This window comes from Burkholderia sp. BCC1640 (assembly GCF_902833125.1).
GTDB classification, from domain to species: Bacteria; Pseudomonadota; Gammaproteobacteria; order Burkholderiales; family Burkholderiaceae; genus Burkholderia; species Burkholderia diffusa.
Genome location: NZ_CADFEF010000005.1, coordinates 121,969 through 141,119, shown reverse-complemented (window position 1 = coordinate 141,119; position 19,151 = coordinate 121,969). Strand labels below are relative to the sequence as shown.

Here is a 19,151-nt window from a genome sequence, read left to right as displayed (position 1 = left end):
AGTTTCCGGTTTGGGATGTCCAATATATTATTTGTCGCTTATTAAGTCGTTTTGCGAATGAGTGAAATATGGCTGACCCGACGCCCGATCTGCGCCAGTGGCGCTATTTCGTGACCGTTGCCGACGAGCGCCATTTCGGCCGTGCGGCCGAGCGCCTGTCGATGACGCAGCCGCCGCTGTCGCAAGCGATTCGGGCGCTCGAGGACGCGCTCGGCGTCGCGCTGTTCGCGCGTACCAAGCGCTCGGTCGCGCTGACGGCAGTCGGTGCGGCGCTGCTGCCCGACGTCCGCCGGCTGCTCGCGTCGGCCGACGCGCTGCCGCCGCTCGCGCGGCGTCTCGCGCGCGGCGAAGCCGGCTCGCTGTCGCTTGCGTTCGTGTCGACCGCCGATTACGGGCTGCTGCCGTCGCTGCTGCGCGCGTTCGGCGCACGCTATCCGCAGGTGCGGCTGCAACTCGCGGAGGCGACGAGCGACGTGCAGATCGACGAACTCGTCGCGGGCCGCATCGACGCGGGGCTCGTGATTCCACCGGTACCGCCGCGCCACGCGGCCGGGCTGTCGTACCTGCCGGTCGTGCGCGAGCCGCTGGTGGTCGCGATGCCGGCGGCCGCGGCGCCCGGCGTGCCCGAAGACGAACCCGTGCATCTGGCCGAGCTGGCCGCGCTGCCGCTCGTCATCTTCCCGCGTCGTTTGGCGCCCGGCTTTTATGACATCATTACGGGCTGCTACGGCGCGGCGGGGGAAACCCCGCGCATCGGCCAGGAGGCGATCCAGATGCAGACGATCGTCAGCCTCGTGTCGGCCGGCATGGGCGTCGCACTGGTGCCGCAGTCGTTGCGTAACCTGCGGCGCACCGGCGTGGTCTACCGGCCGCTCGCCGGCGACGCGCCGGTCGTCGAGACGGGCCTCGTGTGGCGCACGGGCGATGTCAGCCCCGTGCTCGCCGGCTTCATCGACGTCGTGCGCGCGCACGGTCTCGCCGCATGATGCGAACGATGGCGCGCCGGCGCCGTCCAATGCGCGGTGCGGCGCCGGTGGGCGCGCCGTACCGCATTCGAAAACTTCATCGCTAACCCATGATCATTCACCCGAATTTCGACCCCGTAGCGATCCATCTCGGGCCGCTGGCCGTACGATGGTACGGCCTCATGTATCTCGTCGGCTTCATCGCGGCGATCGTCGTCGGCCGGATCCGCCTGAAGCTGCCGCACGTCGCGGCGCAGGGCTGGACCGCCAAGGACATCGACGACATGATGTTCTACGGCGTGCTCGGCACCGTGCTCGGCGGCCGGCTCGGCTACGTGCTGTTCTACAAGGCCGACTTCTACTTCTCGCATCCGCTCGACGTGTTCAAGGTGTGGGAAGGCGGCATGTCGTTCCACGGCGGCTTTCTCGGCGTGACGCTCGCGATGGCGCTGTTCGCGTGGCAGCGCAAGCGCCACTGGCTGCAGGTCACCGACTTCGTCGCGCCGATGGTGCCGACGGGGCTCGCGGCCGGGCGGCTCGGCAACTTCATCAACGGCGAGCTGTGGGGCCGCGTGACCGATCCGAACGCGCCCTGGGCGATGTTGTTCCCGGGCGCGATGCGCGACGACGCGGCATGGCTGCCGAAGCATCCGGCGCTCGTCGAACAGTGGCACCTTGCCGACGTGTTCATGCAGTACCAGATGCTGCCGCGCCATCCTTCGCAGCTCTACGAGATCGCGCTCGAAGGCATTGCGCTGTTCTTCGTGCTGTTCTTCTTCTCGCGCAAGCCGCGGCCGATGGGCGCGATATCCGCGCTGTTCCTGATCGGCTACGGGCTCGCGCGCTTCACCGTGGAATTCGCGCGCGAACCGGACGACTTCCTCGGCCTGCTCGCCCTCGGCCTGTCGATGGGGCAGTGGCTGTCGTTGCCGATGATTCTCGCGGGCATCGCGCTGCTGGTGTGGGTGTATCGTCGCCGCGCGGCGAGCGTGGCGGCTTGATGTTGCATGCGTCATGCGGTCGCGTCATGCGCGAGCTGTGTGACGCATGACGCGTGATGCGATGCGGATGCGCACGATCGGCGTGCGCATCGATTGCAGGATCCCGAACGAAAAACGCCGGCCCGAAGGCCGGCGTTTTCACATCTGCCGCGCGTTGCCCGACGTGCGTTACTTCATCTGCACCGAGCCGTTGACCGTGACCGACACGGTCGCCTTGCCGCCTTCGACCGCGATCGGCGCGCTCATCTTCGCGCTGTCCATCGGTGCCGCGGCCATCGCCATCATGCGCGGGTACGGCTGCACGTTGCGGCTGCCGCCGACGTTCACGTCGCGGATCGAGTAGCTGTTGTAGCCGAAAGCCTTCGCGGCTTCGTCCGCGCGCGCGCGGAACGACTTGATCGCTTCGGTCGTGAGCTTCTGCTCGGCCGCGCGCTGCGCTTCGGGCGACAGCGAGAACTCGACGTTCGCGACCTGCATCTGGTTCGACAGCTGGCCCGCGAGCTTCGACGCCGCCGCGAAATCGCGCGATTCGAGCACGACTTCGGTACGGCCGCGCCATGCGGAGATCTTGCCGTCGCGATCGGTGGTCGGATACACGGAGAACGCGCCGGTGTGCGCGGTGACGCCCGATACGCCCTTCGCCTGCGCGAGCGCCGCGTCGGCGCGCTGGTTGAGCGCGGACGTCAGGCTGCCCGGGTCCTTCGCCTGCTGTTCGTAGAACAGCGTGATGTGGATGATGTCTTGCGGCACGTCGGCGCTGGCCTGCGACGACAGCGACAGCACGCCCGCCGGTTCCGGAAAGTGCGGGTTCGCGGTTTGCGCGTGCGCGGCCGGCGACGCGAGCGTCAGCGCGACGGGCACGGCGGCGGCGAGGGCGAGCGACAGCGCGAGTGCGGATTTCTTGGTCATTGTTGGACTCCTTGTGCGAGGGCGCGCATGCGGATCACGCGTGCGCGACGCGGGCGTACCGCGCGACGAAAAAAACAGCCGTCGTCCCGATCGGGCGACAGCGGTTGCTTAGGCTGCACGAACGCGCCGCGAGTTCCGTGGCGGCGGCGCGTATTGACCGGATTTGACCTTTGGCGTGTGTCTGTTGCGTGGACCGACGCGTGCGCCGACTGTGTGCGCCTACTTCATCAGCTTTTCGGTGATGAAGCGCCACTCGGCGCGCGTGACGGGTGTGATCGACAGCCGGTTGCCGCGCGCGAGCACGCGCATGTCGGCGAGTTCGTCATGCTCGCGCAGCGCGGCGAGCGGCACGAGCGGCGACTTCTTCACGAAGCGCACGTCGACGAGCAGCCAGCGCGGTGATTCCTGCGTCGACTTCGGATCGTAATACGGGCTTTTCGGATCGAACTGGGTGGGGTCGGGGTAGGGCGTCGACGAGACTTCGGCGAGGCCCGCGATGCCCGGCTCGGGGCAGCTCGAGTGATAGAACAGCACGCCGTCGCCGATCTTCATCGTGTCGCGCATGAAATTGCGCGCCTGATAGTTGCGCACACCGGTCCACGGCAGCGAGTGCTGCGGCGCGTGCGCGAGATCGTCAATGCTTGCTTCGTCCGGTTCGGACTTCATGAGCCAGTATTGCATGGATCGTAATCGACGCAGAAAGGGCATGAAGGTCTGTTTGCATGCGCGTTTCGCATGCAAACAGACCCTGAAAAAGGAAACGGCATCGGGGTTCCCCGATGCCGTTGGATAGGCCCCCGCCTTGGCCGCTAGGCCGGCATCCTGAACCTGAGGTTCAGAATTGGTCGCAGTTAGCAGCACTTCGGGTACATCAGACAGAGTGACGCGCGCGCCCGTGCTACAAATTTCCGCAACCGTGCACATGGCATTGGTTCAAGGAATATATGACCTTGGCGAACCAGGCAGGGAAGCTGACTGAACTGTGTTTCGTTGCGCCAATTTGACCACCGTTGATCGCCGAGATCAAGGGGAATCGACGCATCGATCAAACGTTACTGCGTCTCGTGCTGTGCGAGCACCGCGCCGAGCTGTTCGTTCATCTGGTGCATTGTACGACGGATTTCTTCCGCCGGAAATGCTTCACCGTGACGCACGCTCGTTTGCAGTCGCAGCAATTCGGATGCGAGCGACAGGGCCGCCATCACCGCGATACGGTCGGTGCCGCGCACCGAACTGTTCGCGCGGATCTTCGACATTTCGGCGTCGACGCGTGCGACGGCCTCGAGCAGCGCCGCTTCGGTCTCGGCCGAACAGGCGAGCCGATAGGGCTGACCGAGAATCGAGACTTCGATCTGCTTGGTGCTCATGCATGTTCTCCGTGGCTGGCCGCGTCGTCGCCATCCGTGCGCGCCTGCGCATCCAGCAGGTCGAGCTGGTTGTCGGCTTGCTCCGCGCTCTTCGTGCGCGGCAGTTTTTCGAGAATCGCGTTCAGTTTGACCTGGGCGTCATCGATCTTTGCCGACAGCGTGTCGCGCTCGGCCGCGAGCGCGTTGCGTTCGTCGCGCAGTTGCGCGAGTTCCGCGCGGACCGTGTCCGCTTCCGCGCGCATTTGCGCGACTTGCTCCTCGAGCGCGAGCCGTTCCGAGTGATAGCGCTTGTTCAGCGAGATCAGACGGCCAATATTTTGAGATAAGGTTTCGAGTTCGTTGAGCATTTGCTGCGTCCTCTAAAGACCCAGCATTTTAGCGCGGAATAACGCGCATTCCGACATCTGTAACGTTTCCAGTCGTAACACCCCGGCTTCTTGCCGCGAATACGCGGCTGCGGCGCGTTCGCCGCGCGCTCCCGGCATACGTTCGGCCGCTTTCTTGACGCTCGCGCGACCCGCTCCTAAACTGGCGCCGCCTCGGTGCTCGCGCGTGCGTCGCGCGGTTAAACGGGAAGCAGGGCGCGCGCTCCGCATGGAGATCGCCAACCTGCGCTGCCCCCGCAACGGTAAGCGGCCGCGTCGGACGACGCAGGCCGGCTCGGGCGCGTTTCGCGTGCAGGTCGCACGCGGGCGCGGGCCACTGCGCGTGATTCGCGCGGGAAGGCGAGCCGGTACGCCGCCAGCCCGGATACCGGCCGAGGCGAGGAGCCTGCACGGCTTCATGACGCGCGGCCTGCGGGGAAGCGGGGCGCGCAGTGCTTCACGGGACTTGTCTTCGATGCTGACCCCAATCGTCCGCACGGTCTCCGACGCATGCCGCGGCGTGCCGCATCCCGCCGTCGTGCACATCGCGGCGGCGGCTGGCTCGCCCGGATCGACGACGCAGGTCGTTGCGGCGCCGGGACCGGTCGCGCCGCGCGCCGACGCACCGTTGCCGCCGGAAGTCGCGATCACCGCGCCGATCATGCGTGACGGCGACGCAACCGCGATGCCGATCGACCCGATGCGGCGGCTTCCACTATATTGCGCAGAATGTCGGCCGCACGCAGGTGCGGCTCGATGGGTCGTGGTCGTGTCACGCCGGTGCGACCGACGTTCGGCCGGCCGATCGCTTGCGGGATACGATCGGCGAAACGCGGGAATCGGGGTGCCGTTCGTGGCGCGCGCTATTGTGTGCCATCGGCCGAGCATCGCTCGCTTTGCCGCACACGGGCACGGCATCCGCGCCGCGCGCGCGACGATATCACCGGGTCGCGGGTCGCCCGTGCATGCATCAACAACCTGTTCGACGAGGATGACGAGCTTGCGTATTCCTGCCACACGTCGCAGCGCGACGCCGGTGCCGCGCCCGGCCGGCCACGACGGTCAGCGGAAGTATCGTGCGTCGTGCGCGACGCCGTGCGGCGCATGAGCGCCGCGCGTGCCACCGCGATCTGGGCCGCGCTCGCGGCCGTGGTCGCGTTGCTGTTCGTCGCATCGCTGTCGATCGGCAGCGTGCCGATGTCGCCGTGGCAGGCGCTCGCGTCGCTCGTGCCGCACGGCGGCGACGCATTGTTCGCCGACATCGTGCGCACGCTGCGGCTGCCGCGTGCGCTCGCGGGGTTCGCGTGCGGCGCGTTGCTTGCGCTGGCCGGTGCACTGCTGCAGGTGCTGCTGCGCAATCCGCTCGCGGAGCCGTATGTGCTCGGCGTATCCGGCGGCGCGGCCGGCTTCGCGCTCGTCGCGATGATCGCGGGCGGCGCGTGGTGGCTCGTCGATGCATCCGCATTCGCCGGCGCGCTCGTGTCGGTCGCGCTCGTGCTCGGCCTTGCTCGCCGCGAGCTGTGGCGCGGCGACTCGCGCGACGCGTCGCCGCGGCTGCTCCTCACGGGCGTCGTGATCGCGGCCGGGTGGGGCGCGCTCGTCACGCTGCTGCTGTCGCTCGCACCCGATGCGCGCCTGCGCGGCATCATCTTCTGGCTGACGGGCGACCTGAACGGCGTGACGGCGCCGTGGTTCGCATGGGGCGCGCTGCTGGTGGCCGCATGCGTCGCGCTGCCGGCCGCGCCGCAGCTCAACGTGCTGCTGCGCGGCGACGCGACCGCACTCGCGCTTGGCGTGCCGGTCGCGCGAGTTCGCGTGCGGATCTACCTCGTCGCGTCGCTGGCTGCCGCGGCCGCGGTGACGACGGCCGGCACGATCGGTTTCGTCGGCCTCGTCGTGCCGCACGCGCTGCGGCTCGCGTTCGGCAACGACCAGCGCATGCTGCTGCCGGCCGCGATGCTCGCGGGCGGCGGCGGAGTGATGGCCGCCGACCTGCTCGCGCGCACCGCGATCGCGCCCGCGCAATTGCCGGTCGGCGTGATGACCGCGTTGATCGGCGTGCCGGTGTTCCTGTGGATGTTGCTGAGGAGACCGATGCGATGACGCACGCCGCACCGCACGCTGCCGGCGAAATGACCTATGCGGCGATCGATCTCACGCTGACGGCCGGCGAACGGACGCTGCTCGAGGGCTTCACGCAGGCGTTCCGTCCCGGCGAGATCTGGTGTGTCGCGGGGCCGAACGGCGCAGGCAAGACGACGCTGCTCGCGACGCTCGCGGGCCTGCAGCGACCGGCCGGCGGCCACGTCGAGATCGACGGCCGGCCGCTCGCCGCATGGCCGCCCGAACAGCTCGCACGGCGCCGCGCACTGATGCCGCAGCAATTGCACGACGCGTTCAGCGCGACGGTATTCGACACGGTGCTGCTCAACCGCTTTCCGTATCTCGGCGGCTGGGGCTGGGAGCGCGACGGCGACCGCGCGGCCGCGCGCGACGCGCTCGCGACGTTCGGGCTGACCGCACTCGCGTCGCGCGACGTGCTGTCGCTGTCGGGCGGCGAGCGGCAGCGCGTCGCGCTGGCCGCGACGCTGTGCCAGGACGCGCCGCTGATGCTGCTCGACGAACCGCTCGCCCACCTTGACCTGCATCACCAGATCGATGGCCTGACCGCGCTGAGCGCATGGCTCGACGCGGGGCCGCGCACGGTGCTGTTCTCATGCCACGATCTGAATCTCGCGCGGCGTTACGCAACGCACGCGCTGTTGCTCGACGGCCGCGGCCATGCGTGGGCGGGCCCCGTGCACGACGTGCTGACGCCGGCGCGTGCGAGCGACGCGTTCGGCTATCCGCTCGTGCTGATCCGCGAGAACGGCCGCGACGCGCTGCTGCCCGCGTGGCCCGAGCGACGATGAACTTCCTTCTTTCGATGCGCGGCACCGGCCGCGCCAACGAGGCAACCTTCCGATGACGAATCCGACCGACTTCCCGCCCGCGATCGCGCCGCTCGACGAGACGCTGCGCAAGCGCCTGCAGCATGTGATCGATCACAAGACCAAGCCGCCCGGCAGTCTCGGCCAGCTCGAGGCGCTCGCGCTGCAGGTCGGCCTGATCCAGCGCACCGAGAAGCCGCACGTACAGCGTCCGGTGACGATCGTGTTCGCGGGCGACCACGGGATCGCGGCCGAGGGCGTGAGCCCGTATCCGCAGGCGGTCACCGCGCAGATGGTCGCGAACTTCCTGGCCGGCGGCGCGGCGATCAACGCGTTCTCGGGCGTCGCGCAGAGCGTGCTCGAGATCGTCGATGCGGGCGTCGCGTCACCGTTGCCGGTGTCCGACCGGCTCGTGTCGCTGCCCGTCGCGCGCGGTACGCGAAACTTCGCGGCCGAACCGGCGATGACGCCCGACGAGGCGCAGACGGCGCTCGCCGCCGGTGCGGCGCGCGTGCGCCTGCACGCCTCGCTCGGCACGAACGTGATCGGCTTCGGCGAAATGGGGATCGCGAACACGTCATCGGCCGCATGCCTGATGAGCCGTCTGCTCGACGTGCCGATCGACGCGTGCGTCGGGCGCGGCACGGGCCTCGACGACCAGGGGCTCGCGCACAAGCGCGCGGTGCTCGGCCGCGCGCTCGTCCGGCATTCGCATGCGATCGCGCCGCTCGATGTGCTGGCGACGTTCGGTGGTTTCGAGATCGCGATGATGACGGGCGCGTATCTCGCGGCCGCGAGCGAGCGGATGACGATCCTCGTCGACGGCTTCATCGCCACGGCCGCGCTGCTGGTCGCCGAGCGCATCGCGCCCGGCGTGCGCGACTACTGCGTGTTCTCGCATGCGTCGCACGAGGCCGGGCACCGGCGCATGCTCGAGCATTTCGGCGCGAAGCCGCTGCTCGCGCTCGACCTGCGCCTCGGCGAAGGCACGGGCGCCGCGCTCGCGCTGCCGCTGGTGCGCGCGGCGGTCGCGTTCCTTACCGAGATGGCGAGCTTCGAATCCGCGGGCGTCGACAATCGTGACGCCTGAGCGCGCGAACGGTATACGCGCCGAACTGCGCTATTTCTTCGTCGCGCTCGGCTATTTCACGCGCGTGCCGGTGCCGCGCGCGATCGGCTACGCCGCCGGCGATCTCGACCAGGCCGCACGTTACTTCCCGCTGGTCGGCGCGTGCGTCGGCGCGTGGGGCGCGCTCGTCTATCTCGCGGCACTGCGCGTGTTGCCCGCGTCGATCGCGGTCGGACTGTCGATGGCCGCGACGCTGCTTGCGACGGGCGCGTTCCACGAGGATGGCCTGGCCGACAGCTGCGATGCGTTCGGCGGCGGCTACGCGCGAGACGACGTGCTGCGCATCATGCACGATTCGCGAATCGGCACGTTCGGCGCGGTCGCGCTCGTGATCGCGCTCGGCCTGAAATGGCAGGCGCTCGCGGCCATGCCGCCGCTGCGCGCCGCGTGGACGATGATCGCCGCGCATGCGGCGAGCCGCGTGGGGGCCGTGAGCCTGCTGATGTCGCTCGACTATGTCCGGCCGGAAGGCAAGGCGAAGCCGGTCGCGCAACGCATGGGCGCACGCGCGGCCTGGATCGCGGCCGCATTCGGGCTGCCGTGGCTGTTCTGGCCGGACTGGCGCGCGGGCCTCGCGGCGCTCGTCGCGCTCGTGCTCGTGCGCGCATGGGCGGCCCGCTATTTCGTGAAGCGGATCGGCGGTTATACGGGCGACTGCCTCGGCTTCGCGCAGCAGTTGAGCGAACTGGCGATCTATCTCGTGGTGCTCGGATGGATCTCGTCCTGATTCGCCATCCGGCCGTCGATGTCGAACCGGGCGTTTGCTACGGACGCAGCGATGTGCCGCTCGCCACGTCGGCCGAGGCGGGGGCGCGGGCCGTGCGTGAGCGTCTGGCGGCCCTCGGGGCGCCGTTGCCCGAGCAGGTCTGGACGAGCCCGCTGATGCGTTGCGCGTCGGTCGCCGAGCGGCTTGCGCAGGCGTTCGATGTGCCGCTGCGGCGTGACGCGGGCTGGCAGGAAATGGACTTCGGCGCGTGGGAGCTGCGTCGCTGGGACGATATCGACCGCGCGGCGCTCGATGCGTGGGCGGCCGACCTGATGCATGCGTGCGCGCATGGCGGCGAAAGCGTCGCGCGGTTCGCCGCGCGCGTCGCACGGACTGCGGACGCGGTCGCGCGGACCGACGCGCCGCAATGGGCGCTCACGCACGCAGGCGTGATTCGCGCATTCGCGTCGCATGCGTTGCGCGTGCCGCTCGATACGCTGTTGTCGCGACCGGTGCCGACGGGCGGCGTCGTCTGGTTGCGGACGGAGGATGCCGCCCGCACATGGGACGTCGTCCACTGGGACGCATAGGCGACCGCTTGCTCGTCTGACGTGCGGAAGGGCATCGAAGCCCGAAATCAGCGCGCCGGCCGCCGCGCTCGCGCGGCGTCGAGATCCTCGCACAATGCGGCCGCGCCTTGCGCGATCCGCGGCGATGGCCGGGTCAGCAGATCGCCGTCGATCGCGAACAGGTTGTTGCGCGCTACGGCCGTCAGCGCGGGCCATGCACGCCAGCGCGCGAGGCTCGGCAGCGGTGCGTCCGAACGTGTCGCGCCGGCACTCGTCGTCACGATCGCTTCCGGATTCGCCGCGAGCACGGCTTCGTCGGTGACGGTCGGTGCGAGTGGTTTCAGCGCCGCGAACACGTTGCGGCCGCCGCACAGCGAGATGACTTCGTTGAACAGATGCGCGCCGTTGAGCGTCGTCAGCGGGCGGTCCCATACCTGGAAGAACATCGTGACCGGCGGGCGTGCCGCGTAACGCGCGCGCAGCGCCGCGATGTCGCGCGAGAACGATGCCGCGGCCGCGTCGGCGGCTGGCTCGGTGCCGAGCAGCGTGCCGAGCCGGCGCAGCGACGTGGTCACGTCGTCGAGATGTTTCGGTTCACTGAAGAACAGCGGAATGTGCAGCGCACGCAGCGCATCGGTTTGCCGCTCGGCGTTGCCGTGTCGCCAGACGACGATCAGGTCGGGCTTCAGCGCGGCGATTCGCTCGAGGTCGAGCGCCTTGTTGTCGCCGACACGCGGCACCGCCTGCGCGGCGGGCGGGTAGTCGCTGTACGTAACCGTGCCGACCAGTTTCGCACCGCCGCCGGCCGCGTAGACCAGCTCGGTCGCATGCGGCGCGAGGCTGATCACGCGTTGCGCCGGTGCGGGCAGCGTGACGGTATTGCCGGCATCGTCACGGGTCGTTACGTCGGCGTGAGCGAAGGGCGCATGCGCGAGCGCGATCAGCGATGCGAGGGCCGGCAGCCGGCGGAGCAGGCAGGCGGTCATGCGGATGCCTGTGGCAGCGTCGGAACACACTGCGAGAGTGCGTCGGCGAAGCGCCGCCATTCGGCTTCGTTGCCCGGCAGGCCGACGCGCACGCTCGACGGTCGTGCAAAGTATCGCGTCCAGATCCCGTGTGCGGCGAGCGCCGCGTGCAACGCGGCGGCGCGCGGGTCGTCGGTCCAACTGAACAGCGGCGTCGCGTGCACCGCGAAGCCGTGCATGCGCAGCAGTGCGGCGAGGCGTTCGCCGTCGGCCGCGAGCCGCATGCGCGCGGCGGCCTGCCATGCGTGGTCGCCGAATGCGGCGGCGACCGCATGACGCGCGGGACCGCTGACGGTCCACGCGCCGAGCATGTCGCGCAGCGCGGCGACCAGCTCGGGACGGGCGAGCACGAAGCCGGCTCGAATGCCGGCGAGTCCGAAGAACTTGCCGACCGAGCGCAGCACGACGAGGCCCGGACGATCGGTGAACTGCGCGAGCGACGGGTTGGCGCCGGTATCCGCGAATGCCTCGTCGATGATCAGCGTGCCGCCGCGTGCCGACAGCTGCGCCTGCCAGCCGAGCAGCCGTTCGGTCGGAACGAATTCGGCGGTCGGATTATTCGGATTCCCGACGATGACGTGACGCAGCGACGCGGGCAGCACGTCCGAACCGATGTCGAGCGCGACGACGCGATGGCCGTGGCGCGCGAACGCAGGGGCGTATTCGCCATACGCGAGCGCGGCGACACCGGCGTCGCCGGTCGGCAGCAGCGCGGGCAACGCGCGGATCGCGGCCTGGCTGCCGGCGACCGGCAGCACGTGCGCGGCATCGGGCGCGTGGTAGTAGCCGGACGCGCATGCGGCGAGCGTATCGCCATCGTCGGGCAGCCGGCGCCATGCGTCGGCCGGGACCGGCGGCACCGGATAGCCGACCGGATTGATGCCGGTCGACAGGTCGAGCCACGCGTCGTACGGAATGCCGTGGCGGCGCGCGGCTTCGTGCAGGTTGCCGCCGTGCGGGATGCGTGCGTCAGACATGATGGGTAGCGAGGATGAGTGCGCCGCCCGTGACGAGCAGCGCGAGCCACAGCGCGAGCGTGCGCGTGACGAGCGACAGCGCGGCGACGACGTGCATGGCCGTCGCCGGCGCGCCGGTGCCGAGCGCGGGACGGTCTTCGATTTCGCCGTGATAGACGGCCGGGCCGCCGAGCTGCACGTTCAGGCTGCCGGCGCCCGCGGCCATCACGGGGCCCGCGTTCGGGCTGTCCCAGTGGCGCGCCTGCGTGCGCCAGCAGCGCCATGCTGCGGCCGTGTCGCCGAGCAGCGCGTAGCTCGCGGCGGTGAGGCGCGCGGGAATCCAGTTGAGCGCGTCGTCGAGGCGCGCGGCGGCCCAGCCGAACGTCAGGAAGCGCGGCGTGCGGTAGCCCCACATCGCGTCGAGCGTGTTCGCGAGCCGAAACAGCAGCGCGCCGGGGCCGCCCGCGACGACGAACCAGAAGAGCGCGCCGAAGATCGCGTCGTTGCCGTTCTCGAGCGCCGATTCGACGGCGGCGCGCGACAGCGCGCCTTCGTCGGCTTCGCTGGTGTCGCGCGATACGATGCGCGCGGTCAGCGCGCGCGCGGCGTCGAGGTCGTGCCGCAGCAGCGCGGCGGCGATCGGTGCGACGTGGTCGGCGAGGCTTTTCGCGCCGAGCGCGAACCACAGCAGCGCGACGTGCAGCGCGGCCGCGAGCGTCCAGGGCAGCACGGCCGCGAGCCACGCGGCGACGGCCACCGGCGGCACCACCGCCGCGAGCCAGGCGGCGACGCCGACCATGCGGCCGCGCCGGCCCGTGTTCAGCGCGCCTTCGATGCGCGCGGCGAGCCGGCCGAACGCGACGAGCGGATGCCAGCCGGCCGGTTCGCCGACGATGCGATCGACGATCGCGGCCGCGACTGCAAGCATCGCGACGACCGGCAGCGACAGCATCAGCATGACGGGGCTCCGGCCTTGAGTTCGAGCGGCAGCCCGGCGACCAGCAGCGTCACGCGCGTCGCGAGCGCGGCGATGCGCTGGTTCAGGCGCCCGAGTTCGTCGACGTAGCGGCGCGTGACCGACCCGAGCGGCACGACGCCGAGCCCGATTTCGTTGCTGACGACGATCACCTTCGCGCGCGCACCGCGCAACGCGTGCTCGAGCCGCTCGACCTGCGCCGCATACTGCGCGTCGTCGAGCGGTTCGCCGTCCAGCGGACACAGCAGGTTCGTGAGCCACAGCGTCAGGCAGTCGACGAGCAGGCACGCGCGCGGATCGTCGAGCCGCGCGAGCGTGCCGGCGAGGTCGACGGGCGCGTCGGCGAAGCCCCAGTCGGCCGGCCGGCGCGCGCGGTGATGCGCGATGCGCCGTTCGAATTCGGCATCGGCGGCCGTCGCGGCCGCGGTCGCGATATAGGTGACGGGGCGGCCGCTGTCGGCGGCGAGCCGCTCGGCGTGCGCGCTCTTGCCCGAGCGCGCGCCACCGAGGACGAAAGTGAGGTCGTGCGGAATCATCGCGTGATTGTAACGGCGCGCGCGTGGCGGCGCGGGCGATAATGCGGCCTTTGCTTCGCCACGACCTTGCATACGATGAATGCACCCGAACCGCAGCCGCGCGGCACGTTGATGATCCAGGGCACGACGTCCGACGCCGGCAAGAGCACGCTCGTCGCGGGCCTGTGCCGCCTCGCGCGTCGCGCGGGCGCGCGCGTCGCGCCGTTCAAGCCGCAGAACATGGCGCTGAACAGCGCGGTGACGGCCGATGGCGGCGAGATCGGCCGCGCGCAGGCGTTGCAGGCGCTCGCCGCGGGTGTCGCGCCGCATACCGATTTCAACCCGGTGCTGCTGAAGCCGACGAGCGATCGCGGCGCGCAGGTGATCATCCACGGCAAGGCGCGCATGAACCTCGATGCGCGTGCGTACCACGACTACAAGCCGGTCGCGTTCGACGCGGTGCTCGAGTCGTACGCGCGGCTGCGTGCCGGCTACGACACGGTGCTCGTCGAAGGCGCGGGCAGCCCGGCCGAAATCAACCTGCGCGAAGGCGACATCGCGAACATGGGCTTCGCCGAACGCGTGGACTGCCCGGTCGTGCTGGTGGCCGATATTGACCGCGGCGGCGTGTTCGCGCATCTGGTCGGCACGCTCGCGTGCCTGTCGGACAGCGAGCGCGCGCGCGTGCGCGGCTTCGTGATCAACCGCTTTCGCGGCGACATCAAGCTGCTCGAACCGGGCCTCGACTGGCTGCGCGCGCAGACGGGCAAGCCGGTGTTCGGCGTGCTGCCGTACCTGCACGGATTGACGCTCGATGCCGAGGACATGCTGCCGTCGCAGGCGCGCAGCGCCGCCTTGCGCGGCGACGCCGGCGTGTTGCGCGTGGTGGTGCCCGCGCTGCCGCGGATCAGCAACCATACCGATTTCGACCCGCTGCGCGCGCATCCGCAGGTCGAGTTCACGTACTGGAAGAGCGGCCCGGTGCCGGATGCCGACCTGCTGATCCTGCCCGGTTCGAAGAGCGTGCAGCGCGATCTCGCGTGGTTGCGCGACACGGGCTGGGACGCGGTAATTCGCCGGCATCTGCGCTATGGCGGCAAGGTGATCGGCATCTGCGGCGGCATGCAGATGCTCGGCCGCACACTGGACGATCCACTCGGCCTCGAAGGCGCGCCCGGCAGCGTGCCGGGGCTCGGACTGCTCAATTTCGATACGACGCTGCAGCCGGACAAGACGCTGAAGAACGTGACCGGGCATCTCGCGCTGCCCGGCGCGGCCGCCGTGCACGGCTACGAGATCCACATGGGCGATACGCGCGGGCCCGCGCTCGCGACGCCCGCGCTGGAGCTGGCGACGGGCGACGCTCCGGGCGGCGTGCGCGCGGACGGCGCACGGTCGGCCGACGGGCAGATCCTCGCGACCTACGTGCACGGGCTGTTCGACGCGCCCGACGCGTGCGCGGCACTGCTCGCGTGGGCGGGGCTCGACGGCGCGGAGCGCATCGACTACCCGGCGCTGCGCGAGGCGTCGCTGGAGCGGCTGGCCGATTCGTTCGCCGAGCATCTCGATTTGCGCGCGCTGTATGCCGAGTTCCGCTGACGCAGGGCGTGCCCGGCCTGGCATTTTGCGGCGGATCGCGTACAACTCAGATGGGCGGAGGTCCGCCCGAAGGAGCGCGACGATGAAGGCTCGATGGTGGTTGGGCGTGCTGCTCGCGGCGCTGCTGGGCGCGTCGGCGGCGGCGCACGCATGTGACTCGTACGCACCGGGCGGCGGGCCGGCCGGTTCGGGTGACGCCACGCAGGGCAAGAGCGGCGGCTGAGGTCCGTAGCCGGGTACGGGCAGCGGGGCATGATCGGTCATGCCCTTTTTTACGACCCGATTCGTTCTTTTTGGGAATCAGTTAAAGCCATGTCGCGTGTTTATTGGTCGAATCGATTCGAATAGAGTGCGATCCATTCTCATCCACTCATGAAGGAATTCGCCATGAACTCCCAACGTCTCAACGATCTCGGCGCGACGCTTCTGCGCGTCGCACTCGGCGTGCTGTACCTCGCGCACGTCGCGCAGAAGGTGTTCGTCTTCACGCTGCCCGGCACCGCGCAGTTCTTCGCGTCGATCGGCCTGCCGGGCTGGCTCGCGTATGTGACGACGTTCGTCGAGCTGGCCGGCGGCCTTGCGCTGCTCGTGGGCTTCCGCGTACGGATCGCCGCGCTGGTGCTGCTGCCGTTCATGCTCGGCGCGGTGTCCGCGCATCTGCCCAACGGCTGGAGCTTCGCGTCGCCCAACGGCGGCTGGGAATATCCGGCGTTCTGGGCCGTCACGTTGGCCGTGCAGGCGCTGCTGGGCGGCGGCGCGTTCGCGCTCGGCGCACCGCGTGCCGCGACGCGAACCGCATAAAAGAGGGCGGGCATCGGCGCAACCCGTTCCGGTGACACCCCGTTTGCCGATATCATCGCTCCCTGTATCCGCAATCGAGCGGCGCTTGCCAGGCGGCAGGCGCCGCGTGGCTTTTTCGGGGGAATTCATGACGGTCATCGTGGTGGCGAATCCGAAGGGCGGCGTGGGGAAAAGCACGCTGTCCACCAATCTTGCCGGCTATTTCGCGGCGCAGGGCGCATGGGTCGCGCTCGCCGATCTGGACCGGCAGCAGTCCGCGCATGCGTGGCTCGACCTGCGGCCGGCCGACCTGCCGGCGATCGAGGCGTGGGATCTCGATCCGGACGCGCCGTCGAAGCCGCCGCGCGGCCTCGAATATGCGGTGATCGACACGCCGGCCGGCCTGCACGGCAACCGGCTCAACGTCGCGCTGCAGCTCGCCGACAAGGTGATCGTGCCGCTGCAGCCGTCGATGTTCGATATTCTCGCGACCCAGCAGTTTCTGGAGCGCCTGGCCGGCGAGAAGGCGGTGCGCAAGGGCAGCGTGGAGGTCGGGATCGTCGGGATGCGGGTCGACGCGCGCACGCGCTCGTCCGACCAGCTGCACCGTTTCGTCGAAGGGCTCGGGCTGCCGGTGCTCGGCTACGTGCGCGACACGCAGAACTACGTGCAGATCGCCGCGCACGGCCTGACGCTGTGGGACGTCGCGAAAAGCCGCGTCGAGAAGGATCTCGAACAGTGGCGGCCGATCGTCGAATGGGCCGAGCGTCGCGCGCCGAAAGCGGAGAAGGTCGCCAAGGCGTCTTGATTGCCGAGGGCCGGACGCCGACGAGGCCAATTACAGCAGGGTGAATGAAGAAGGGCCTGATCCGGCATCGTGACGGATCAGGCCCTTCCCGCATGGGCGACTGCGCGGTGGCCGTCATGGCGCGGCACGACACGCCGGCCGCCGCGTGAATCAGGTCCAGTTCTGCGTCGGCACGTGATCGCGATGGCCTTTGATCTTGTTGCCTTCGTCGATGAACACGAGCTTCGGCTTCCAGCCGGCCTGCAGCTCGGCTTCATCGACCATCGCGAACGCCGCGATGATCACGAGGTCGCCGAGTTGCGCGCGGCGCGCCGCCGAGCCGTTCAGCGAAATCATCCCGCTGCCGCGCTCGCCCTTGATCGCGTACGTCGAGAAGCGCTCGCCGTTGTTGATGTTCCAGATGTCGATCCGTTCGTTTTCGATGAGGCCCGCTGCTTCGAGCAGGTCTTCGTCGATCGCGCACGAGCCTTCGTAATGCAGCTCGCAGTGCGTGACGGCCGCGCGGTGGATCTTCGATTTGAGCATATGGCGCTGCATGGTATCTCCGTGATGCGTGAGAGGCGAGGGCGGGCGGCCCGTCAGATTTCCAGGTTGTCGATCAGGCGCGTCGCGCCGAGTTTCGCGGCCGCGAGCACGACGAGCGGCTCGCCGGCTTCGAGTTCGGCGGCGCTCGGCGCGATCAGGTTCGCGCGGCGGCGGATCGCGATGTAGTCGGGCGCCCAGCCGCGCTCGGCCAGGTGCGTGCGCGCGTGCTGCTCGAGCGTGCCGAGGTCGCGCTCGCCGCCGAGCACGCTGTCGCGCACGCGCTGCAGCGTCTTCGCGAGTTCGGGCGCTTCCTTGCGCTCGTCGGTCGTCAGGTAGCGGTTGCGCGACGACAGCGCGAGGCCGTCCTCGTCGCGCACCGTCTCGGCGGCGATGATCTCGACCGGCAGTGCGAGTTGCTGGCACATGCGGCGCACGATCATCAGCTGCTGGTAATCCTTCTTGCCGAACACCGCGACGCGCGGCTGCACGCAGGACATCAGCTTGGTGACGACCGTGCACACGCCGGCGAAGAAGCCCGGGCGGAACTCGCCTTCGAGGATCCCGCCGAGGTCGTCGGGCGGCAGCACGCGGTACTCCTGCGGCTCCGGATACATGTCGCGCTCGGTCGGCGCGAACAGCACGTAGACGTTTTCCTTCTGCAGCTTCTCGATGTCGTCCTGGAGCGTGCGCGGATATTTGTCGAAATCCTCGTTCGGGCCGAACTGCAGCCGGTTGACGAAGATGCTCGCCACGACCGGGTCGCCGTGCTGGCGCGCGAGGCGCATCAACGACAGGTGACCTTCGTGCAGGTTGCCCATCGTCGGCACGAACGCCGTGCGGTTCTGGCCGCGCAACTGGTCGCGCAGTTCCTGGATCGAGCTGATGACTTTCATGATCGGGTAGCGGGTTCCTCGCGCAGGCGCGCGTTGGCGCCGCAACAGCGGCGTCGGGGTCGAAGCGGAGAACGCCGGCGCGCGGGCGGCGCATCGGGCGTCGGCGGATTGTAGAGGATTTGGCCGCCGGACGCATCGAAAAAAGTACGATCGTTCACTTTTTGGTCGGGCGCACCGCGAGCGAGCCGCGTGGGCGGGCCCGGCGGCGGGATGCGGTGTGTTTCGGTGTGCGGGGGTGACGCGGGCGCGGCGGCGCGCGTTACGCGGGCAGGTACGCGAGGCGCACGTAGATCGGCGCGAACGGTTCGGCCTGCGTGATCTCGACGAGCGATTCGCGCGCGAGTTCGAGCATCGCGATGAAGTTCACGACGACGACCGGCACGCCGCGCGACGTGTCGAACAGGTCGGCGAACTCCATGAAGCGTGCGTTCTGCAGCCGTCGCAGGATCAGGCTCATGTGTTCGCGTACCGACAGCTCCTCGCGGGAGATCTTGTGGTGCTGGACGAGCTTCGCGCGTTTGAGCACGTCGGCCCACGCGGCGCGCAGGTCGTCCGAATCGACGTCCGGGAAGCGCGGCGTGATGCTCTGCTCGATGTAGACCTCGGCGCGCAGGAAGTCGCGGCCGAGCTGCGGCAGCTGGTCGAGGCGTTGCGCGGCGAGCTTCATCTGCTCGTATTCGAGCAGGCGGCGCACGAGTTCCGCGCGCGGATCCTCGGCTTCCTCGCCGGTATCGGCCTTCTTGACCGGCAGCAGCATCCGCGACTTGATCTCGATCAGCATCGCGGCCATCAGCAGGTATTCGGCCGCCAGCTCGAGGTTCGACGTGCGGATCTGGTCGACGTAGCCCAGATATTGCGCGGTGACCTGCGCCATCGGGATGTCGAGCACGTTGAAGTTCTGCTTGCGGATCAGGTACAGCAGCAAATCGAGCGGGCCTTCGAACGTCTCGAGGAACACCTCGAGCGCATCGGGCGGGATGTAGAGATCCTGCGGCAGCTTGAAGAGCGGCTCGCCGTACAGACGCGCGAACGCCGCGACTCCGTCGACCGTGTCGGGCGTCGAATCGGCGCCCGCAGGCGCCGCGATCGCGTCGTCCTGCCGGGCGGCGCTGGCCTCGTCGGCGGCGCTCACG

General features: G+C 69.4%; 22 protein-coding genes, 1 other RNA gene and 1 riboswitch. Of the genes, 11 read left to right on the top strand and 12 right to left on the bottom strand.

Annotation, left to right across the window (positions count from 1 at the left end; all coding sequences use genetic code 11):
- Positions 1 to 68 precede the first annotated feature (68 nt).
- Together HWX25_RS07810 and lgt are read left to right on the top strand one after the other, a co-directional pair.
- Positions 69 to 986 carry a LysR family transcriptional regulator gene (locus HWX25_RS07810; protein ID WP_059527619.1) on the top strand — a complete coding sequence of 306 codons (918 nt, stop codon included), beginning with the start codon at positions 69 to 71 and terminating at the stop codon, positions 984 to 986.
- An 89-nt stretch (positions 987 to 1,075) separates the two neighbouring features.
- A complete protein-coding gene (lgt, locus tag HWX25_RS07805; RefSeq protein ID WP_175907999.1) occupies positions 1,076 to 1,966 on the top strand; it encodes a prolipoprotein diacylglyceryl transferase in 891 nt (296 codons plus the stop codon).
- Between the two features lie 168 nt (positions 1,967 to 2,134).
- Here the strand turns inward: lgt and HWX25_RS07800 are convergent, their stop codons facing one another.
- The 5 genes from HWX25_RS07800 to HWX25_RS07780 all read right to left on the bottom strand — a co-directional run bounded on the left by HWX25_RS07800 (position 2,135) and on the right by HWX25_RS07780 (position 4,589).
- A complete protein-coding gene (locus tag HWX25_RS07800; RefSeq protein WP_175907996.1) occupies positions 2,135 to 2,875 on the bottom strand; it encodes an SIMPL domain-containing protein in 741 nt (246 codons plus the stop codon).
- A gap of 219 nt (positions 2,876 to 3,094) precedes the next feature.
- Positions 3,095 to 3,556: an EVE domain-containing protein gene (locus tag HWX25_RS07795; protein ID WP_059527611.1), complete on the bottom strand. Its 462-nt coding sequence runs from the start codon at positions 3,554 to 3,556 to the stop codon at positions 3,095 to 3,097.
- 109 nt (positions 3,557 to 3,665) lie between these two features.
- Positions 3,666 to 3,847, bottom strand: a non-coding RNA gene (ssrS, locus tag HWX25_RS07790) — 6S RNA.
- An 80-nt stretch (positions 3,848 to 3,927) separates the two neighbouring features.
- Positions 3,928 to 4,242, bottom strand: a complete 315-nt coding sequence (locus HWX25_RS07785; protein ID WP_011885730.1) for a cell division protein ZapA — start codon at positions 4,240 to 4,242, stop codon at positions 3,928 to 3,930.
- Complete coding sequence (locus HWX25_RS07780) at positions 4,239 to 4,589, bottom strand: hypothetical protein (RefSeq protein ID WP_059527607.1); 351 nt, start codon at positions 4,587 to 4,589, stop codon at positions 4,239 to 4,241. Before HWX25_RS07780 ends, HWX25_RS07785 begins: the two co-directional genes overlap by 4 nt.
- A gap of 176 nt (positions 4,590 to 4,765) precedes the next feature.
- A riboswitch (cobalamin riboswitch) is annotated at positions 4,766 to 5,019 on the top strand.
- Positions 5,020 to 5,711: 692 nt separating this feature from the next.
- Here HWX25_RS07780 and HWX25_RS07775 point away from each other — a divergent pair.
- Genes HWX25_RS07775 through cobC form a run of 5 tightly spaced genes read left to right on the top strand, consistent with a single transcriptional unit; the run spans position 5,712 to position 9,962 of the window.
- Positions 5,712 to 6,710 (top strand): iron ABC transporter permease, encoded by a 999-nt coding sequence (locus HWX25_RS07775; protein ID WP_059820291.1) that lies wholly within the window; start codon positions 5,712 to 5,714, stop codon positions 6,708 to 6,710.
- On the top strand, positions 6,707 to 7,519 hold the full coding sequence (locus tag HWX25_RS07770; RefSeq protein ID WP_175907994.1) for an ABC transporter ATP-binding protein: 813 nt from the start codon (positions 6,707 to 6,709) through the stop codon (positions 7,517 to 7,519). Before HWX25_RS07775 ends, HWX25_RS07770 begins: the two co-directional genes overlap by 4 nt.
- A gap of 52 nt (positions 7,520 to 7,571) precedes the next feature.
- Complete coding sequence (gene cobT, locus HWX25_RS07765) at positions 7,572 to 8,627, top strand: nicotinate-nucleotide--dimethylbenzimidazole phosphoribosyltransferase (protein ID WP_059820290.1); 1,056 nt, start codon at positions 7,572 to 7,574, stop codon at positions 8,625 to 8,627.
- Complete coding sequence (locus tag HWX25_RS07760; RefSeq protein WP_175907992.1) at positions 8,617 to 9,393, top strand: adenosylcobinamide-GDP ribazoletransferase; 777 nt, start codon at positions 8,617 to 8,619, stop codon at positions 9,391 to 9,393. The genes cobT and HWX25_RS07760 overlap by 11 nt, the downstream gene beginning before the upstream one ends.
- Complete coding sequence (gene cobC, locus HWX25_RS07755) at positions 9,378 to 9,962, top strand: alpha-ribazole phosphatase (protein WP_175907990.1); 585 nt, start codon at positions 9,378 to 9,380, stop codon at positions 9,960 to 9,962. The genes HWX25_RS07760 and cobC overlap by 16 nt, the downstream gene beginning before the upstream one ends.
- A 47-nt stretch (positions 9,963 to 10,009) precedes the next feature.
- Here cobC and HWX25_RS07750 read toward each other — a convergent pair whose 3' ends face one another.
- From HWX25_RS07750 to cobU, 4 genes are read right to left on the bottom strand one after another with little or no spacing between them, the layout of a single operon-like run.
- The gene (locus HWX25_RS07750; RefSeq protein WP_059820251.1) at positions 10,010 to 10,927 is read right to left on the bottom strand and encodes a cobalamin-binding protein; all 918 of its coding nucleotides are present in this window, start codon (positions 10,925 to 10,927) and stop codon (positions 10,010 to 10,012) included.
- Positions 10,924 to 11,943, bottom strand: coding sequence for a threonine-phosphate decarboxylase CobD (gene cobD / locus HWX25_RS07745; protein ID WP_175907988.1), 1,020 nt, complete (start codon positions 11,941 to 11,943; stop codon positions 10,924 to 10,926). The genes HWX25_RS07750 and cobD overlap by 4 nt, the downstream gene beginning before the upstream one ends.
- Positions 11,936 to 12,880 carry an adenosylcobinamide-phosphate synthase CbiB gene (gene cbiB / locus HWX25_RS07740; protein ID WP_175907986.1) on the bottom strand — a complete coding sequence of 315 codons (945 nt, stop codon included), beginning with the start codon at positions 12,878 to 12,880 and terminating at the stop codon, positions 11,936 to 11,938. Before cbiB ends, cobD begins: the two co-directional genes overlap by 8 nt.
- A complete protein-coding gene (gene cobU, locus HWX25_RS07735) occupies positions 12,874 to 13,434 on the bottom strand; it encodes a bifunctional adenosylcobinamide kinase/adenosylcobinamide-phosphate guanylyltransferase (protein ID WP_059528305.1) in 561 nt (186 codons plus the stop codon). Before cobU ends, cbiB begins: the two co-directional genes overlap by 7 nt.
- A 75-nt stretch (positions 13,435 to 13,509) precedes the next feature.
- Between cobU and HWX25_RS07730 the strand changes: the two genes are divergently transcribed.
- The 4 genes from HWX25_RS07730 to HWX25_RS07715 all read left to right on the top strand — a co-directional run bounded on the left by HWX25_RS07730 (position 13,510) and on the right by HWX25_RS07715 (position 16,600).
- A complete protein-coding gene (locus HWX25_RS07730; protein WP_175907984.1) occupies positions 13,510 to 15,012 on the top strand; it encodes a cobyric acid synthase in 1,503 nt (500 codons plus the stop codon).
- A gap of 82 nt (positions 15,013 to 15,094) precedes the next feature.
- The gene (locus HWX25_RS07725) at positions 15,095 to 15,235 is read left to right on the top strand and encodes a hypothetical protein (protein WP_175907982.1); all 141 of its coding nucleotides are present in this window, start codon (positions 15,095 to 15,097) and stop codon (positions 15,233 to 15,235) included.
- 164 nt (positions 15,236 to 15,399) lie between these two features.
- Entirely contained in the window at positions 15,400 to 15,813 is a 414-nt protein-coding gene (locus HWX25_RS07720) for a DoxX family protein (protein WP_175907981.1), read from the top strand.
- A gap of 127 nt (positions 15,814 to 15,940) precedes the next feature.
- Positions 15,941 to 16,600, top strand: a complete 660-nt coding sequence (locus HWX25_RS07715; RefSeq protein ID WP_175907979.1) for a ParA family protein — start codon at positions 15,941 to 15,943, stop codon at positions 16,598 to 16,600.
- A gap of 150 nt (positions 16,601 to 16,750) precedes the next feature.
- Here the strand turns inward: HWX25_RS07715 and panD are convergent, their stop codons facing one another.
- The 3 genes from panD to HWX25_RS07700 all read right to left on the bottom strand — a co-directional run bounded on the left by panD (position 16,751) and on the right by HWX25_RS07700 (position 19,150).
- Positions 16,751 to 17,137, bottom strand: coding sequence for an aspartate 1-decarboxylase (gene panD, locus HWX25_RS07710; RefSeq protein WP_006484038.1), 387 nt, complete (start codon positions 17,135 to 17,137; stop codon positions 16,751 to 16,753).
- Positions 17,138 to 17,178: 41 nt separating this feature from the next.
- Positions 17,179 to 18,018: a pantoate--beta-alanine ligase gene (gene panC / locus HWX25_RS07705; protein WP_044849221.1), complete on the bottom strand. Its 840-nt coding sequence runs from the start codon at positions 18,016 to 18,018 to the stop codon at positions 17,179 to 17,181.
- Positions 18,019 to 18,277: 259 nt separating this feature from the next.
- Positions 18,278 to 19,150, bottom strand: a complete 873-nt coding sequence (locus HWX25_RS07700; protein WP_059527573.1) for a ScpA family protein — start codon at positions 19,148 to 19,150, stop codon at positions 18,278 to 18,280.
- Between the last annotated feature and the right edge of the window lies 1 nt (position 19,151).

Excerpts from the sequence above, each read along its gene's own strand:
- cobC (WP_175907990.1), top strand. The coding sequence starts at position 9,378 with ATGGATCTCGTCCTGATTCGCCATCCGGCCGTCGATGTCGAACCGGGC.
- HWX25_RS07715 (WP_175907979.1), top strand. The coding sequence starts at position 15,941 with ATGACGGTCATCGTGGTGGCGAATCCGAAGGGCGGCGTGGGGAAAAGC.
- HWX25_RS07725 (WP_175907982.1), top strand. The coding sequence starts at position 15,095 with ATGAAGGCTCGATGGTGGTTGGGCGTGCTGCTCGCGGCGCTGCTGGGC.
- HWX25_RS07810 (WP_059527619.1), top strand. The coding sequence starts at position 69 with ATGGCTGACCCGACGCCCGATCTGCGCCAGTGGCGCTATTTCGTGACC.
- lgt (WP_175907999.1), top strand. The coding sequence starts at position 1,076 with ATGATCATTCACCCGAATTTCGACCCCGTAGCGATCCATCTCGGGCCG.
- HWX25_RS07720 (WP_175907981.1), top strand. The coding sequence starts at position 15,400 with ATGAACTCCCAACGTCTCAACGATCTCGGCGCGACGCTTCTGCGCGTC.
- cobT (WP_059820290.1), top strand. The coding sequence starts at position 7,572 with ATGACGAATCCGACCGACTTCCCGCCCGCGATCGCGCCGCTCGACGAG.
- cobD (WP_175907988.1), bottom strand. The coding sequence starts at position 11,943 with ATGTCTGACGCACGCATCCCGCACGGCGGCAACCTGCACGAAGCCGCG.
- cobU (WP_059528305.1), bottom strand. The coding sequence starts at position 13,434 with ATGATTCCGCACGACCTCACTTTCGTCCTCGGTGGCGCGCGCTCGGGC.
- HWX25_RS07785 (WP_011885730.1), bottom strand. The coding sequence starts at position 4,242 with ATGAGCACCAAGCAGATCGAAGTCTCGATTCTCGGTCAGCCCTATCGG.
- HWX25_RS07775 (WP_059820291.1), top strand. The coding sequence starts at position 5,712 with ATGAGCGCCGCGCGTGCCACCGCGATCTGGGCCGCGCTCGCGGCCGTG.
- panD (WP_006484038.1), bottom strand. The coding sequence starts at position 17,137 with ATGCAGCGCCATATGCTCAAATCGAAGATCCACCGCGCGGCCGTCACG.
- HWX25_RS07750 (WP_059820251.1), bottom strand. The coding sequence starts at position 10,927 with ATGACCGCCTGCCTGCTCCGCCGGCTGCCGGCCCTCGCATCGCTGATC.
- HWX25_RS07770 (WP_175907994.1), top strand. The coding sequence starts at position 6,707 with ATGACGCACGCCGCACCGCACGCTGCCGGCGAAATGACCTATGCGGCG.
- HWX25_RS07730 (WP_175907984.1), top strand. The coding sequence starts at position 13,510 with ATGAATGCACCCGAACCGCAGCCGCGCGGCACGTTGATGATCCAGGGC.
- HWX25_RS07795 (WP_059527611.1), bottom strand. The coding sequence starts at position 3,556 with ATGCAATACTGGCTCATGAAGTCCGAACCGGACGAAGCAAGCATTGAC.
- HWX25_RS07800 (WP_175907996.1), bottom strand. The coding sequence starts at position 2,875 with ATGACCAAGAAATCCGCACTCGCGCTGTCGCTCGCCCTCGCCGCCGCC.
- cbiB (WP_175907986.1), bottom strand. The coding sequence starts at position 12,880 with ATGCTGATGCTGTCGCTGCCGGTCGTCGCGATGCTTGCAGTCGCGGCC.
- HWX25_RS07780 (WP_059527607.1), bottom strand. The coding sequence starts at position 4,589 with ATGCTCAACGAACTCGAAACCTTATCTCAAAATATTGGCCGTCTGATC.
- panC (WP_044849221.1), bottom strand. The coding sequence starts at position 18,018 with ATGAAAGTCATCAGCTCGATCCAGGAACTGCGCGACCAGTTGCGCGGC.